This window comes from Novosphingobium sediminicola, assembly GCF_014196525.1.
In the GTDB taxonomy this organism is placed as follows: Bacteria; Pseudomonadota; Alphaproteobacteria; order Sphingomonadales; family Sphingomonadaceae; genus Novosphingobium; species Novosphingobium sediminicola.
On the sequence record NZ_JACIDX010000008.1, the window covers coordinates 98,970 to 112,505 of the forward strand.

At 63.8% G+C, this 13,536-nt stretch carries 14 protein-coding genes; 8 read left to right on the forward strand and 6 right to left on the reverse strand.

Annotation, left to right across the window (positions count from 1 at the left end; genetic code table 11):
* Position 1: 1 nt before the first annotated feature.
* The 3 genes from GGR38_RS11525 to GGR38_RS11535 form a co-directional block, all read right to left on the reverse strand.
* Positions 2-454, reverse strand: a complete 453-nt coding sequence (locus tag GGR38_RS11525; RefSeq protein WP_183625650.1) for a c-type cytochrome — start codon at positions 452-454, stop codon at positions 2-4.
* Between the two features lie 123 nt (positions 455-577).
* Entirely contained in the window at positions 578-1,495 is a 918-nt protein-coding gene (locus GGR38_RS11530; RefSeq protein ID WP_183625652.1) for a pirin family protein, read from the reverse strand.
* 26 nt (positions 1,496-1,521) lie between these two features.
* Positions 1,522-2,220 carry a pirin family protein gene (locus GGR38_RS11535; RefSeq protein ID WP_183625654.1) on the reverse strand — a complete coding sequence of 233 codons (699 nt, stop codon included), beginning with the start codon at positions 2,218-2,220 and terminating at the stop codon, positions 1,522-1,524.
* Positions 2,221-2,334: 114 nt separating this feature from the next.
* Here GGR38_RS11535 and GGR38_RS11540 point away from each other — a divergent pair, with 114 nt between their 5' ends.
* Complete coding sequence (locus GGR38_RS11540) at positions 2,335-3,246, forward strand: LysR family transcriptional regulator (protein WP_183625656.1); 912 nt, start codon at positions 2,335-2,337, stop codon at positions 3,244-3,246.
* A 237-nt stretch (positions 3,247-3,483) separates the two neighbouring features.
* Here GGR38_RS11540 and GGR38_RS11545 read toward each other — a convergent pair whose 3' ends face one another.
* Positions 3,484-4,881 carry a helix-turn-helix domain-containing protein gene (locus GGR38_RS11545; protein ID WP_183625658.1) on the reverse strand — a complete coding sequence of 466 codons (1,398 nt, stop codon included), beginning with the start codon at positions 4,879-4,881 and terminating at the stop codon, positions 3,484-3,486.
* A gap of 180 nt (positions 4,882-5,061) precedes the next feature.
* On the opposite strand from GGR38_RS11545, the gene GGR38_RS11550 reads away from it, so the two are divergent.
* From GGR38_RS11550 to GGR38_RS11570, 5 genes are all read left to right on the forward strand, one after another.
* Complete coding sequence (locus GGR38_RS11550; protein WP_183625660.1) at positions 5,062-6,657, forward strand: isocitrate lyase; 1,596 nt, start codon at positions 5,062-5,064, stop codon at positions 6,655-6,657.
* 81 nt (positions 6,658-6,738) lie between these two features.
* Positions 6,739-6,909: a hypothetical protein gene (locus tag GGR38_RS11555; RefSeq protein WP_183625662.1), complete on the forward strand. Its 171-nt coding sequence runs from the start codon at positions 6,739-6,741 to the stop codon at positions 6,907-6,909.
* A gap of 166 nt (positions 6,910-7,075) precedes the next feature.
* Complete coding sequence (locus tag GGR38_RS11560) at positions 7,076-8,878, forward strand: DUF885 domain-containing protein (RefSeq protein WP_183625664.1); 1,803 nt, start codon at positions 7,076-7,078, stop codon at positions 8,876-8,878.
* A gap of 111 nt (positions 8,879-8,989) precedes the next feature.
* Positions 8,990-9,445, forward strand: coding sequence for a hypothetical protein (locus GGR38_RS11565; RefSeq protein WP_183625666.1), 456 nt, complete (start codon positions 8,990-8,992; stop codon positions 9,443-9,445).
* A 96-nt stretch (positions 9,446-9,541) separates the two neighbouring features.
* On the forward strand, positions 9,542-11,071 hold the full coding sequence (locus tag GGR38_RS11570) for a tannase/feruloyl esterase family alpha/beta hydrolase (RefSeq protein WP_183625668.1): 1,530 nt from the start codon (positions 9,542-9,544) through the stop codon (positions 11,069-11,071).
* A gap of 22 nt (positions 11,072-11,093) precedes the next feature.
* Here GGR38_RS11570 and GGR38_RS11575 read toward each other — a convergent pair whose 3' ends face one another.
* On the reverse strand, positions 11,094-11,363 hold the full coding sequence (locus GGR38_RS11575; RefSeq protein WP_183625670.1) for a hypothetical protein: 270 nt from the start codon (positions 11,361-11,363) through the stop codon (positions 11,094-11,096).
* A gap of 116 nt (positions 11,364-11,479) precedes the next feature.
* Here GGR38_RS11575 and GGR38_RS11580 point away from each other — a divergent pair, with 116 nt between their 5' ends.
* On the forward strand, positions 11,480-12,463 hold the full coding sequence (locus tag GGR38_RS11580) for a 5'-methylthioadenosine/S-adenosylhomocysteine nucleosidase (RefSeq protein ID WP_183625672.1): 984 nt from the start codon (positions 11,480-11,482) through the stop codon (positions 12,461-12,463).
* Positions 12,464-12,488: 25 nt separating this feature from the next.
* Here GGR38_RS11580 and GGR38_RS11585 read toward each other — a convergent pair whose 3' ends face one another.
* Positions 12,489-12,779, reverse strand: a complete 291-nt coding sequence (locus GGR38_RS11585) for an EthD family reductase (protein ID WP_183625673.1) — start codon at positions 12,777-12,779, stop codon at positions 12,489-12,491.
* A 180-nt stretch (positions 12,780-12,959) separates the two neighbouring features.
* Here GGR38_RS11585 and GGR38_RS11590 point away from each other — a divergent pair, with 180 nt between their 5' ends.
* A complete protein-coding gene (locus GGR38_RS11590; RefSeq protein WP_172340651.1) occupies positions 12,960-13,517 on the forward strand; it encodes a phosphoribosyltransferase in 558 nt (185 codons plus the stop codon).
* Positions 13,518-13,536 lie beyond the last annotated feature (19 nt).

Consider the following 13,536-nt stretch of genomic DNA (forward strand, 5'->3'; position numbering starts at 1 on the left):
ATCAGTCCTTGTTCTTGAACTTTTCGTGGCAGCCCTTGCAGGTGCCGCCCAGAGCGCCCATTGCCTTGCCGGCAGCGGCCAGATCGCCCGAGTCAGCCGCGGTCTTGAAACCCTTGGCAGCAGCCGAGAAGTCAGCAGCAGCCTTCTTGAAGCCAGCCTGATCGCTCCAGATTTCGGCCTTGGCGGCGGTCTTCACGCCCGCTTCGGCGCCGGTGCCCTTGGGGAACCAGGTGCCCAGCTTGTCGGCATAACCGGCAACGGTGGCCGCGCTGGCCTTGATGACGGCGGCATCGGGATTGCCCGACTTGAACGAGTCGCCCGCGCCCTTCATCGCCTTGCCCATTTCCTTGAGCGACTTTTGACGCGCTTCAATGGTCTGGGCCGGAGCCGCCGCCTGAGCCGCCACGGCCACGCCCAGCGCGAGCGCGCCAATCATCATCGAAATCTTGCGCATAAATTCTCCCGATCTCTTTCGGGCACAGCGCAAGAGCCGCCCCCGACCAGCCTTAGGGGTCGCTTCTGGCCATGGTAAAGTCAAGTCTCGGAATGTCGTCAAATGTATTCAAAATGCTGATGCTCACTTGAGCTTCACCCCCGGAACGTCCTCGGGCAGGGGGATAAATTCATGCTCGCCCGGCACCGGGCCAAAGCGGCCCTCGCGCCAGTCCTGCTTGGCCTGTTCGATGCGGTCGGCGCGGCTGGAGACGAAATTCCAGTAAACATAGCGTTTTTCGGCAAAAGGCTCGCCCCCGATCAGGAAAATGCGGGCGCCGTTCGCGCTGGAGATCACCACCTCGGCGCCGGGTTTGAAGATGATGAGCTGGCTGGTGGTAAAGCTGCCCTCCTGCCCCTCGACGACAACCTCGCCATGCACCACATAGGCGGCGCGTTCGATATGATCGGCGGCCAGACGGTAACGCCCGCCCGGCGAGAGTACCAGATCGCCGCAAAGCACATCTGAATAGGTCTTGACCGGCGAGACCAGCCCGTCGATCTGCCCGGCGATCACCGAGAGATGGAAACCCTTGTCGCCATCGCGCGGGATGCCCCCGGCGCCATAGTGGAAGAATTCAGGCGCGGTTTCCTCATATTGCGTGGGCAGCGCCAGCCATGTCTGAAGCCCGAACAACCCGCCCTGCTGGCCGCGCACATCCTGCGGGGTCCGCTCGGAATGGACGATGCCCTGCCCCGCCGTCATCCAGTTGACCGCGCCCGGTTCGATCACCTGCTCGCTGCCCAGTGAATCCTTGTGCATGATCGCCCCGTCCAGCAGATAGGTCAGCGTGGCAAGGCCGATATGCGGATGCGGCCGCACGTCCAGCGCCTGATCGGGGGTAAAGGCCACAGGCCCCATCTGGTCGAGGAAAATGAAAGGCCCCACCATCCGCCGTCCCGCATTGGGCAAAGCGCGGCGGACATTGAACCCATCGCCCAGATCGCGCAGGGGCGGCACGATCATCATCTCGACGGGGCTGTTGACGGCAAAATCAGTCATGGGACCTCTCCTTCTTTCCGGGCGCTTTATGCGGTTTCCACCAGCACGATTTCGGCATCATCCAAAGCGGTAATACGCAGATTTTCCTCATCGGCAATGGCCACGCCATCGCGGGGCTGGGCGGCAATGCCATTGACCTCGATCCGGCCCGTGGCCGACACCAGATAGGCCTTGCGCTCTGCGCCCAGCGGGTAATCGACGCTCTCGCCCGCGCGGATCGTGGCGCCCAGAACGCGGCCCTCGGTACGGATCGGCAGGGCGTCGGCATCATCGCCATAACCGCTGGCCAGCACGACCATCTGGCCGGCGCGATCGCCGCGCGGAAATTGCTTGGCGCCCCAGCTTGGGGTGCCGCCGCGCGTGGTGGGCTGGATCCAGATCTGGAACAGCGTGGTCACCTCGTCCTCAAGGTTATATTCGGCATGAGTGATGCCCTCGCCCGCGCTCATCACCTGAACGTCGCCCGCAGCGGTGCGGCCGGTGTTGCCCAGGCTGTCCTTATGCGTGATCGCCCCGGTGCGGACATAGGTGATGATTTCCATGTCGCGATGCGGATGCGGCGGAAAGCCGGACTTGGGGGCAATCGTATCATCATTCCACACGCGCAGGGGCCCCCACTGCATACGGGCGGGGTTGTAATAATCGGCAAAGGAAAAGTGGTGATTGGCGTCCAGCCAGCCATGATTGGCATGGCCAAGACCGGCAAAGGGGCGAAGTTCGATCATCGGCTTTCTCCAGTGCGCCGCTGTATGGATACGCGGCTGTTGAGGCCAAGATAGGGATTGCGCCGCGCAAAGAAATGGCAATGATGGAAAAGCATCGGTGAAAGGATTTTACCAATGAGCTTGCCGGATCTTGAGGCATGGGCGATCTTTGCCAAGGTGGTCGAGCATGGATCGTTTGCCGGGGCGGCGGGGGCGCTGGGCCTGTCCAAACCCACCGTGTCCAAGGCGATGACCCGGCTGGAAATGCGCCTTGGCGTGCCGCTGCTGCATCGCACCTCGCGCCGCCTCGCGCTGACCGAGAGCGGCAAGGGCGTGCTGGACCGCGCCCGCCGCATCCTGTCCGACGGCGAGGCGGCCGAGGCCGAGGCCAGCGCGCAAGGCGTCACCCCGCGCGGGACGGTGCGCCTTGCCGTGCCGATGAGCTTTGGCCTGCGCCATGTCGCGCCGATCCTGCCGGAATTCATGGCGGCCTATCCGCAGGTGCACGTCGATCTCGACCTGTCCGACGCGCTGGTCGATGTGGTGGGGGGCGGGCATGATGTGGTGCTGCGCATAGCGGGGCTGGAGGACAGCTCGCTGCGCGCGCGCCGCCTGTGCAAGGTGCGCCGACCACTGGTGGCCAGCCCCGGCTTTCTGGCGGAACACGGCGCGCCCAGCCATCCGCGCGATCTGGCCGCCATGCCCGCGCTGCTCTACTCAAACCTTGCCGCGCCCGGCGTCTGGCGGTTTTCGCATGCCAGTCAGGGCGACTATATCGTCACCGTCGAAGGCCGCCTCTCGGCCAACAATGCCGATGCCCTCACCCCCGCCCTGCTGGCCGGAAAAGGCATGGCGCTCCAGCCCGATTTCATGGTCTGGCAGCATCTGGCCAGCGGGGCGCTGGTCGAAGTCCTGCCCGAATGGCGCATCCCCGATATCGCGCTGCATCTGGTCACGCCGCCCGGCGCGCTGCGGCCTGCGCGGGTGGTGGCGTTGATTGAATTTCTGGCCGGGAGGTTGGCGGGGGCGGAGTGGGCCAAGGATTAGAAGGTTAGATGCGAGGGTCTAGGCCCTCGCGCTCCCATTACTGTCTGCGTTGCGCCATGGGTTCGACGCCCGGTGTCGGACGCAGCGTTTGAATTTTAAGGCCTGCGGCGCCTTTAACGCAGGCTCTCTGCGCCGCAGGCTTTAATACAGTCGCACCCCCTCAAACCCACCCCCATTAATGGGATTGCAAAGGGACGAGTCCCTTTGCCCGCCGGAGGCATCACTCCCAAAACCTTTCTAACTCTCCGCCAACCCAAACGGCGCCGCCCCCCGACGATAATCCTCGGCCATCACCTCGCGCCCGATGGGAGGCAAGGCCCGCGCCGCGCAATCGGGGCGATGACACAAGCGGCACGACACTCCAATGGGCGCGGCTTCCACCCGGCGCGGATCGGCCCCTTCGGCATAGATCAGGCGGGGCGCATGTTCGGCGGCGCAGGCAAGGGCAACGGCGCGCAGGATGCGGGGCTGGCGATAGGCTCCGCCGCCCGATTCGACGGTGCGGGCGATGGAGAAGAAGCGCTGGCCATCGGGCAGTTCGAGCCATTGGGTGTGTACACGGCCGGGCGCGGCAAAGGCATCGTGGACATTCCAGAGCGGGCATCCGCCGCCATGAGAGGCGAAGGGGAAGCCCGCGCCGTCGAGCCTTTTGGAGATGTTGCCCGCCGCGTCGAGGCGCAGGAAGAAGAAGGGCACCTTTTCCGCATTGGGCTTGTGCAGCGTGGTCATGCGGTGAGCGGTCTGTTCGAAACTGGTGCCGAACAGGCGGGCGACGGCCTCGATGTCATAGTGTCGTTCTTCAACCGCGCGGGCGAAGGCGTCATAAGGCATCAGGATGGCCGCCGCGACATAACCGGCCAGCGCGCGACGGATCAGGTTCGATGTGGTCTGGCTGGCAAAGCCGCCCTCGCGGGTCAGGGCGTTGATGTCGCCACGGCATTCCTGATAGGCGATCTGCAACGCCGCCTGAAACCGCGCCGTATTGGCCGAGAGCGTATCAACCAGCAGCAATTGCTGATTATGCCGGTCAAAGCGGCGGATCGCGCCCATCATCACATGGTCGGGCAGGCTGCGGGTGCGGATGCCGTGGCGCTGGGCCAGATAGGCTTTGGGATCGCCCGATTCGGCCACCAAGGCGGCAATGCCCTCGGCGCGGGCATCGAGCGAGGGGAACCAGTTGCGACGGGAGGAGATAAAGCGCCGAGCCTCGGCCACGGGGTCGGGGGTTTGAGCCCCCCCGCCCGCCGAGAGGTCGGCCAGCGCGGCCTGTTCGCGCGTATAGGCGCCGTGGAGCCGGAGCAAAGCTTCGGAAATGCCGGGAAAAGAGGTGGCCAGATCCGCCACTTCCAGCGCGGGCAGATCGATATCGGCAAAGATCGGATCGCGCAGCACGTCCTGCAATCGGCGCCCATAGTCCGCGCCCTCATCCCCGCCCAGATCGTCGAGATCGAGTCGATAGGCCCGCGCGAGGCGCAGCACGAGATCGGCAGTAAAGGGCCGCTGGTTGCGTTCGAGCAGGGCGACATAGGAAGGCGAAATGTCGAGATCGGCCGCCATCGCCTGCTGCGTCAGGCCCAGTTCGCGGCGCAGACGCTTCAGGCGTGGCCCCATATACAAGGGCTTAGGTCCGGACATGGGGGCATCCTCTCATGGCTGTCTTGTCACTCCTATACAACTTTACAGACAAAAGCTGTAAAGTTTTACAGCAGCACTTCGCCGAGAATTTTCTTCGCCCCGCCCCCGGCATAAACAGGTTTCAACAACGCAGATGCCCGGGAATTGATGGGCGCGTTACACCCAGCGGGAGTTGAAGCCATGACGTACCAGTCCACCATCGCTGAAGCCAACACGGCCATTGGTCCTAACACCGACACGTGGAGCGGCATTGACGCGGCCAATGTGGCCCGCATGCGCCTGCAGAACCGTTTCCGCACCGGCCTTGATATTGCGCGCTATACCGCCAAGATCATGCGCCAGGACATGGCCGCCTATGACGCGGACCCGGCCAATTACACCCAGTCGCTGGGCTGCTGGCACGGGTTCATCGGACAGCAGAAGCTCATCTCGATCAAGAAGCATTTCGGCAGCACTAAGGGCCGCTACCTCTATCTTTCGGGCTGGATGGTGGCCGCGCTGCGCAGCGAATTCGGGCCGCTGCCGGATCAGTCGATGCATGAAAAGACCAGCGTGTCGGATCTGATCGAAGAACTTTACACCTTCCTGCGCCAAGCCGATGCTCGCGAACTGGGCGGCCTGTTCCGGGAACTGGACGCGGCGAAAGCGGCCGGCGATGCGGTCAATACCCATCGTCTCCTGCACAAGATCGACGAGTTCCAGACCCATATCGTGCCGATCATCGCCGACATTGACGCAGGGTTCGGGAATGCCGAAGCCACCTATCTGCTGGCCAAGAAGTTCATCGAGGCGGGCGCCTGCTGCATCCAGATCGAAAATCAGGTTTCGGATGAAAAGCAGTGCGGCCACCAGGACGGCAAGGTCACCGTTCCGCACGAAGACTTCCTCGCGAAGATCCGCGCGGTGCGTTACGCCTTCCTCGAACTGGGCGTTGACGATGGTGTGATCGTGGCCCGCACGGACTCGCTGGGCGCGGGGCTGACCAAGCAGATCGCCTATGTCCGCGAAAAGGGCGACATTGGCGATCAGTACAACAGCTTCCTCGACTGCGACGAAGTGACCGCCGATCAGATCACCCACGGCGACGTGCTGATCACCCGCGAAGGCAAGTTGATGCGTCCCAAGCGCCTGCCCTCTAACCTTTACCAGTTCCGCACTGGCACCGGGGAAGACCGCTGCGTTCTCGACTCCATCACCAGCCTTCAGAACGGCGCGGACCTGTTGTGGATCGAAACCGAAAAGCCGCATATCGGCCAGATCGGCGGCATGGTCAGCCGCATCCGCGAAGTGATCCCGAATGCAAAGCTGGTGTATAACAACAGCCCCAGCTTCAACTGGACGCTGAATTTCCGTCAGCAGGTGTTCGATGCCTGGGCGGCCGAAGGCAAGGACGTGTCGGCCTATGACCGCGCTCGTTTGATGAGCGCCGAATATGACGCCACCGATCTTGGCGCCGAAGCCGACGAACGCATCCGCACCTTCCAGCGGGACGCGGCGGCTCAGGCGGGGATTTTCCACCACCTGATCACCCTGCCCACCTATCACACGGCGGCGCTCAGCACCGACAATCTGGCCAAGGAATACTTCGGCGAGGCCGGCATGCTGGGTTACGTCAAGGGCGTGCAGCGTCAGGAAATCCGTCAGGGCATCGCCTGTGTGAAGCACCAGAACATGTCGGGCAGCGACATTGGCGATGATCACAAGGAATATTTCTCGGGCGAAGCCGCGCTGAAAGCCGGTGGTGTCCACAACACGATGAATCAGTTCGCGGCGTAAAACTCCGCAAGGGCGGCCTCAGTAGGCCGGGGCCGCCCTACTTTTTGATGACCAACCCTTCTTGCAATGAGGAGAAAGACGATGACGACCCAAGTTCGCGAACCCGCCCGCGCCCGCGCCGTCCTCTCGACCGAGGACTTCCGGCTCTTGCAGGAAGCGGTACTGTTCTACCTGCGCGCCCATGAAGATGCACCGGGAACCGCCAAGTTCTCGAACCTGTATCACCGGCTGGGCAGCGCGACGCGCCGGTAAAATAGACAAGACAAGTTTCGTTTAGACTCCTGGGGAGGAGTTGACTTGAGGCCCGCCGGAGCGATCCGGCGGGCCTTCCTTTATGCATCCCGCTACTTTCATCTTTGTCAATTATACGCATCCTGATACACCACCGCCCGTCACGAGTTTTGCGGGGGCAATCGGCATGAAAAGACGCGAATTCCTCTCATCTGGCGCTGGCGCCACGCTGGCTGCAACCTTGCCCGTCGCGGCGCGGGCGGCTGGAAATGGTGACGCCGATTTCGTCGCGCTGACCGACCGGATCTTTTACGAGCGCCTTGCCCTCTCGCCGCAGGACGCCACCTCGATCGGGCTGGACAAGGGCGAACGCGCCGCGCTCAAATCGCGGCTGACCGACCGCAGCCAGGCCAATGTCGAACGCTATCTGGCTCATCGCCGCTGGGCCGCAGGAGCGCTGCGGGCGATCAACCCAGCCAATTTGTCGCCCGCCGTGGCGCAGCAGCGCGAGCTGGCGCTGTGGTATGAGGATCACGCAATTGCCTCGGCCAGATTCGACATTGAGAATGTCGAAAACCCCTATGTCCTCTCGCAGGCCGATGGCGCCTATTTCGAAGTGCCCGATTTCCTCGACAGCCAGCATCCGGTCGACACGAAAGAGGATGCCGATGCCTATCTGGCGCGGCTCGATGCGTTTGACCGGGCGATTGATCAGGACAGCGAGAAGCAGAAGTCACGCATCGCGCGCGGGCTGGTCGCGCCGGTCTGGTCGCTCGATCTGACGCTGGGGCAATTGCGGGCGCTGCGCGAGGCCAAGCCGGAGGAAAGCGGCATGGCCACCTCGCTGGCGCGCCGCGCGGCCAAGGCGGGCATCGCGGGCGACTGGCAGGCGCGCGCCGCCGCCATTGTCGCGTCCAAGGTCTATCCCGCGCTTGACCGCCAGATCGCCTTTGTTGAAAGCCTGAAGGGGCAGACCCCGGCGGGCGACGGCATCTGGCGCGTCAAGGATGGCGAGGCGCTCTATGCCGCCGCTCTGGCCGAGGCGACCACCACGAGTTTCACGCCCGAGGAGATCCACAAGATCGGCCTTGCGCAGGTGGCCGACCTTTCGGCCCGGCTGGACAAGGTGCTGCGCGCCAATGGCATGACGCAAGGGTCCATCGGCCCGCGTCTGGCCGCGCTCAACACCCGGCCCGATCAGCTTTATCCCAATACGGATGAGGGCCGCGCCGCGCTGCTGGCCAGCCTGAACCAGAGCGTGGCGGCGATGCAGCAAAAGCTGGGCGCGGCGTTTAACGATCCGCCCAACGATCCGCTGGAAATCCGCCGTGTGCCGGTCGAAATTCAGGATGGCGCGCCCAACGGCTATTATTACCGCGCGCCCTTCGATGGTTCACGCCCGGCGATCTATTGGATCAACCTGCGCGATACCGCCAACTGGCCCAAATATGGCCTACCCGATCTGACCTATCACGAAGGCGTGCCGGGCCATCACCTGCAGCTTTCCTATATTCGGCGCGCGGGCAATCTGCCGCTGCTGCTGCGCAACACGTTCAATTCGGCCTATGCCGAGGGCTGGGCGCTTTATGCCGAACAGGTGGCCTATGAGCTGGGCGCGCTGCCCGGCCTTGACGAGGCGGGCTATCTGCAATCACTGCTGTTCCGCGCGACACGATTGGTGGTGGACACCGGCATCCATGCCAAGCGCTGGAGCCGCGAGGAGGCCACGCGCTATATGATGGACACCACCGGCTTTGTCCGGGGCCGCAGCCAGAGCGAGATCGAGCGCTATATCTGCATGATCGGACAGGCGTGCAGCTATAAGATCGGCCACAATGTCTGGGTGGCCCAGCGCGAAAAGGCGCAAAAGGCGCTGGGGGCGAAATTCAGCATGGGCTGGTTCCACGAGGTGCTCAAAGACGGCATCCTGCCGCTGGCCATGCTGGAGCGGCGAGTGGACGAACGCATTGCGGCGCGGCTGCGTGGTTAAGATTTCCGGCCGCCCTCTGGTTAACGCCGCCTAGCGTTAAATACAGGGGGTTGCCGCAAGTTTCTCCGCAAACCCATCGTGTAAAAGCCGCGCGACAATGAAAGGAATAAGATGGGCTCGCGCAATGGTATCCCGATGGATCGCTCGGATTGGTTTCAACGGCTGGACGAACTGGCCCGGACCATAAGGGGGGCTCAGGCCGGACGGGAGATCCATCTGCTGCGCCTGTTCCTCGATCTGATCGACCATGTGCCGGAATTGGCTCTGTTGCAGGGCATCACGCCCCCCGCGCGCGACCGGATCGAGGCCATGCTGGCGGCGGGCGCGACCGAAAGCGCGGTGATGATGCTGATGGGGCAGGACAGTGGATTTTGCCTGTCGCGCGGGGCCGATGGCGCGCCGCTGGCCTCGATCCTGCTGCCCTATCGCTTTCAAGAAAGCACGGCCGGCGGGGCCAGCCTGACGCTGGCCTGCCTTGCCGCGCTGGCCGATGCGCTCAATGGCGCGCAGGGGCAGACGGCGGGCAGCGCCCCGTTCGAGATCCCAGCGGACATTTTGCTGCACTGATGATCGGGACCTGAAAATTCTTGTCAGGGCGGAACGGGATTGTCATATCTTACAACGAAAGGTTGATACAAACCTGCGTTGAGAGGACCGCCCCCGATGTCTCTGCTTTCTGTGCGCTCCGGCCTGTTGCTGACGCCGCTGTTGTTGGCCGCCACCCCCGCCATGGCCGCCGATTCCTGCGCGGCGATGGCGCGCGAGAATTTCGGCCCCGGCGTGGCGATCACCTCGGCGCGGATGATCCCGGCAGGCACAGCGCCGGGCGACATGGGCGCTCCGCCAGTCACCTTGCCCGCCCATTGCCGGGTCGAAGGCACGATCAACGCGCGTCAGAGCAAAGGTGTCAACTACGGCATCGGCTTTGCCATCGCCCTGCCCGCCAATTGGCAGGGGCGCTTTCTGCTGCAAGGCGGGGGCGGGCTGAACGGCTCGATCCGTCCGCCCATCGGCGCGGCGGCCTCTGGAAAGGTCCCTGCTCTGGCGCGCGGCTTCGCCGTCATCAGCCATGACAGCGGCCACAAGGGCGCGGTTTTCGACCGGGATTTCATGGTCGACCAGCGCGCCGCTCTCGACTTTGCCGAAAGCTCGGTGCGCGAGGTGGCGTTGCTGGGCAAGGCGATCACGCGGGCCTATTACCGCCGCCCGATCGCGCGCTCCTATATGGCGGGCTGTTCGACCGGCGGGCGCGAGACGATGCTGGCCGCCCAGCGCTATCCCGAATTGTTCGACGGGCTGGTGGTGGGCGCGCCCGCTATGCGCACCGGCCATTCCAATCTGGCCACCACGCACGCCGCCGTCACCTTTAATCAGGCCGCCCCGCGCGACGGGGCCGGAATGCCCCTGCCCGCGCAGATCTTTTCCACCGCCGACCGCAAGACCATCCTCGATGGCGTGTTAAACCAATGCGACGCGCTGGACGGGCGCAAAGATGGCATGATCGCCAATGTGGCCGCCTGTCATTTCCGCCCCGCCGCGCTGATCTGCGCGCCCGGCGCGGCGCAGAATTGCCTCTCGCCTATACAGGCCGAAGTGCTGGAGCGCGCATTCCAGCCTCCGCGCGACAAGGCGGGCCATGCGCTCTATTCGCCCTTCCCCTATGACACGGGCATCGTGGCCACGGATGGCGGGATCCCCGGCTTTCTGCCCACCGGAATGCCCGGCCCGCTCGGCCCGCCTGTCCGCGCTTTGACCTTCGATCCCGATGCCCGCATCGAGGCGATCCGCGCCGATTTCGTGCAAGGCCTGACCGACACCGACCGCTGGACCAACCTCTCGGGCTTTCTGGGCCATGGCGGCAAGGTACTGTTCTATCACGGCGTTTCCGATCCGTGGTTCTCCGCGCTCGACACGTGGGATTACTGGCAGCGCGCGGCCGCCGCCAATGGCTCGGCTTTCACCGATGCCAGCCGGTTCTATATGGTGCCCGGCATGGGCCATTGCGGCGGGGGCAACGCTTTTGACACGTTCGACCTGCTGGGCGCGGTGGTCGATTGGGTGGAAAAGGGCGCGGCGCCCGAGGCCATCGACGCCTTTCGCCGGACCGGGAGCGAGACGATGCCGCTCTGCCCCTATCCCGGTTTCGCCCAATTTGCGGGCGATTCTGGCCGTTTCACCTGCGCCCCGCATTAACCTTGCGCATTAAGGCTGGCGGTTAAGACTGGTCGCGCTCGGCCCGATAGGTTGCGCGCTGCCAGTCATAGGCCGGTTCGACCAGTTGGGGGTGGTCCTTGAAGGCCTCGGCGGGCGGCGGGGCCATGCCCATCGCGTCAAGCAGCACCCAGAGCGCGAATTTGCGCCCGCCCTCCTGCTCGATCCCGAAATCCAGCGCGAGCTGTTCGCAGCCCATTGCCAGCGTGTCAGGGTCGACATCGGCCAGATCAGCGGTGTTGAAATAATGGGTGAGCAGCATGTCGAGTTCCATGGCGAGACCCTTGCGCCATCGCGCCCGGTTTGAACAGGCCCATCCGCAATTCGGCCCCGTTGACACCTCGCGCCGCGCTGCTCCACCCTTGGGCGCTGTTTCCGATGGAGTTTGCCATGATCGCCCGCCGCTGCCTGCTTGCTCTTGCCCTTGCGACATCGGCATTGGGGGCGGCCCCGGTTGCGGCCAAGCCTGCCGCTGTCGCTTCGGGCAAGCTGGACGCCATCCCCCGAACCGTCATCATCACCGCCTTCGAACCGGAATGGGTGGCGCTGGAGGGCGCGGTGCAGGCTCCCAAAGCCTATCACCTCAACGGGCTGACCATCCTGACGGGCAAGATGGCGGGGCGCCCGGTGGTATTGCTGCAATCGGGCGTGTCGATGGTCAATGCGGCGATGAACACGCAATTGGTGATCGACCGGTTCAACGCGCGGCGCATCGTCTTTTCCGGCATCGCGGGCGGCATCGACCCGGCGCTGTCGGTGGGCGATGTGGTGGTGGCCGACCGATGGGCGCAATATATGGAGGTCGCGCTGGGCCGCAAAAAGGGCGATCAGTTCATCAGCCCCGACATCTATGACGACCCCGACCATCTGAGCAATTACGGCATGATGATCCCGCGCACGGTGCGCGTGGGCAATGCGGCCCAACCGGCAAAGCGTCATCGCTGGTTTCCGGCCGATCCCGCGCTGCTGGCGCTGGCGAAGAAATCGGTCGGCGGCTTTGCGCTCGAACGCTGCCTGCCCGCCAACGAGCCGATCCCCCAGACGCGCGGCGTTTCGGCCGAGGCGGGGCGCTGCCTCGACCATCAGCCGCGCGTGAGCGTGGGCGGCAACGGCATTTCCGGCCCCGCCTTTGCCGACAATGCCGAATATCGCGAATATCTCTTCGCCCAGTTCAAGGCGCAGGTGCTGGACATGGAAACGGCGGCCACCGCCCATGTCGCCTATGCCAATCAGGTGCCCTTCATCGGCTTCCGCTCGCTCTCCGACCTTGCAGGCGGCGACAGCGGGCCAAACCAGTCATGGGTGTTTGGCCGCCTTGCCGCGCGCAATGCCGCCACGGTGGTGCAGCGGTTTGTGGCCGCGTTGCCCAATTAAATGCGGCACCGGCCCTCTCAGCCCATCAAAACGCCCGGTAGATCACCGGCGCGATATTGGTGAATTTGGGCAGGTCGGCCATCACCTTGGGCGTCTCGATCCCGTTCAGCGCCGCATCGATCGCCGCGCTGCTTTCAAACCGCAGCAGCACCGCCCCGTGCCACGGCTGATCGCCCTGCGGCAAGAGCACCTCGGCGCTGCTCAGGCCGTAAGGCGTCCAGCAGGTGCGGACCAGCGGGATATGCGTTTCCACATAGTATTGCGCGTCAAATTCCGTGCCATCCCCCAAGGGATAGCTGACAACCAGAGTAGGCATGATCTTCTCCTCATCCCGCGCCCGGTTCTGGCCGGGCCGCTTGTGTGGTGCCAACTTGCCGCAATTATCGGCAATAGGCGAATTGCCCTTTGGTCCTACGCGCTTTTGCCCGGGGCGCTATTCAATGGCGCGTAAAGCGTTTATTCCTGCTGCATCAGACATCAAAAGAGCCCCTCTGCCATGATCGAAAAGCGTTACCTCTCGGCCAATGACCTGCTTGCCGATTCCTTTCGCCTCGCCAATAAAATCCTCGATTCCGATTTCCGCCCCACCCATATCGTGGGCATCTGGCGCGGGGGCGCGCCAGTGGGCATCGCGGTGCAGGAATTGCTGGAATATCACGGTGTGATGACCGACCATATCGCCGTGCGCACGGCCAGCTATACCGGCATCGACCGTCAGGAGGACGAGGTTCAGGTCTATTCGCTGGGCTATCTGATCGACACGCTGGAACCCACCGACAAACTCCTGGTGATCGACGATGTGTTCGACAGCGGACGCTCGATTGCCGCCTTTATGAAGGAACTGGCCGCGCGGTGTCGTCACAACACGCCCAAGACGATCCGCAGCGCCACGGTCTATTACAAGCCGCGCCGGTCCAAGGTGGATATCAAGCCCGATTTCTATGTCTATGAAACCGACGAATGGCTGGTGTTCCCGCATGAGGTGGACGGGCTGACCAAGGAGGAAATCCGCAAGCACAAGCCCGAGGCGGCGATCATCCTGCGCGAGGAATAAGGGCGCTCTGATTTTTGCA

What these genes read in the sequence shown, in the direction of transcription:
- GGR38_RS11525 (WP_183625650.1), bottom strand. Translation starts at nt 454, where the DNA reads ATGCGCAAGATTTCGATGATGATTGGCGCGCTCGCGCTGGGCGTGGCC.
- GGR38_RS11530 (WP_183625652.1), bottom strand. Translation starts at nt 1,495, where the DNA reads ATGACTGATTTTGCCGTCAACAGCCCCGTCGAGATGATGATCGTGCCG.
- GGR38_RS11535 (WP_183625654.1), bottom strand. Translation starts at nt 2,220, where the DNA reads ATGATCGAACTTCGCCCCTTTGCCGGTCTTGGCCATGCCAATCATGGC.
- GGR38_RS11540 (WP_183625656.1), top strand. Translation starts at nt 2,335, where the DNA reads ATGAGCTTGCCGGATCTTGAGGCATGGGCGATCTTTGCCAAGGTGGTC.
- GGR38_RS11545 (WP_183625658.1), bottom strand. Translation starts at nt 4,881, where the DNA reads ATGTCCGGACCTAAGCCCTTGTATATGGGGCCACGCCTGAAGCGTCTG.
- GGR38_RS11550 (WP_183625660.1), top strand. Translation starts at nt 5,062, where the DNA reads ATGACGTACCAGTCCACCATCGCTGAAGCCAACACGGCCATTGGTCCT.
- GGR38_RS11555 (WP_183625662.1), top strand. Translation starts at nt 6,739, where the DNA reads ATGACGACCCAAGTTCGCGAACCCGCCCGCGCCCGCGCCGTCCTCTCG.
- GGR38_RS11560 (WP_183625664.1), top strand. Translation starts at nt 7,076, where the DNA reads ATGAAAAGACGCGAATTCCTCTCATCTGGCGCTGGCGCCACGCTGGCT.
- GGR38_RS11565 (WP_183625666.1), top strand. Translation starts at nt 8,990, where the DNA reads ATGGGCTCGCGCAATGGTATCCCGATGGATCGCTCGGATTGGTTTCAA.
- GGR38_RS11570 (WP_183625668.1), top strand. Translation starts at nt 9,542, where the DNA reads ATGTCTCTGCTTTCTGTGCGCTCCGGCCTGTTGCTGACGCCGCTGTTG.
- GGR38_RS11575 (WP_183625670.1), bottom strand. Translation starts at nt 11,363, where the DNA reads ATGGAACTCGACATGCTGCTCACCCATTATTTCAACACCGCTGATCTG.
- GGR38_RS11580 (WP_183625672.1), top strand. Translation starts at nt 11,480, where the DNA reads ATGATCGCCCGCCGCTGCCTGCTTGCTCTTGCCCTTGCGACATCGGCA.
- GGR38_RS11585 (WP_183625673.1), bottom strand. Translation starts at nt 12,779, where the DNA reads ATGCCTACTCTGGTTGTCAGCTATCCCTTGGGGGATGGCACGGAATTT.
- GGR38_RS11590 (WP_172340651.1), top strand. Translation starts at nt 12,960, where the DNA reads ATGATCGAAAAGCGTTACCTCTCGGCCAATGACCTGCTTGCCGATTCC.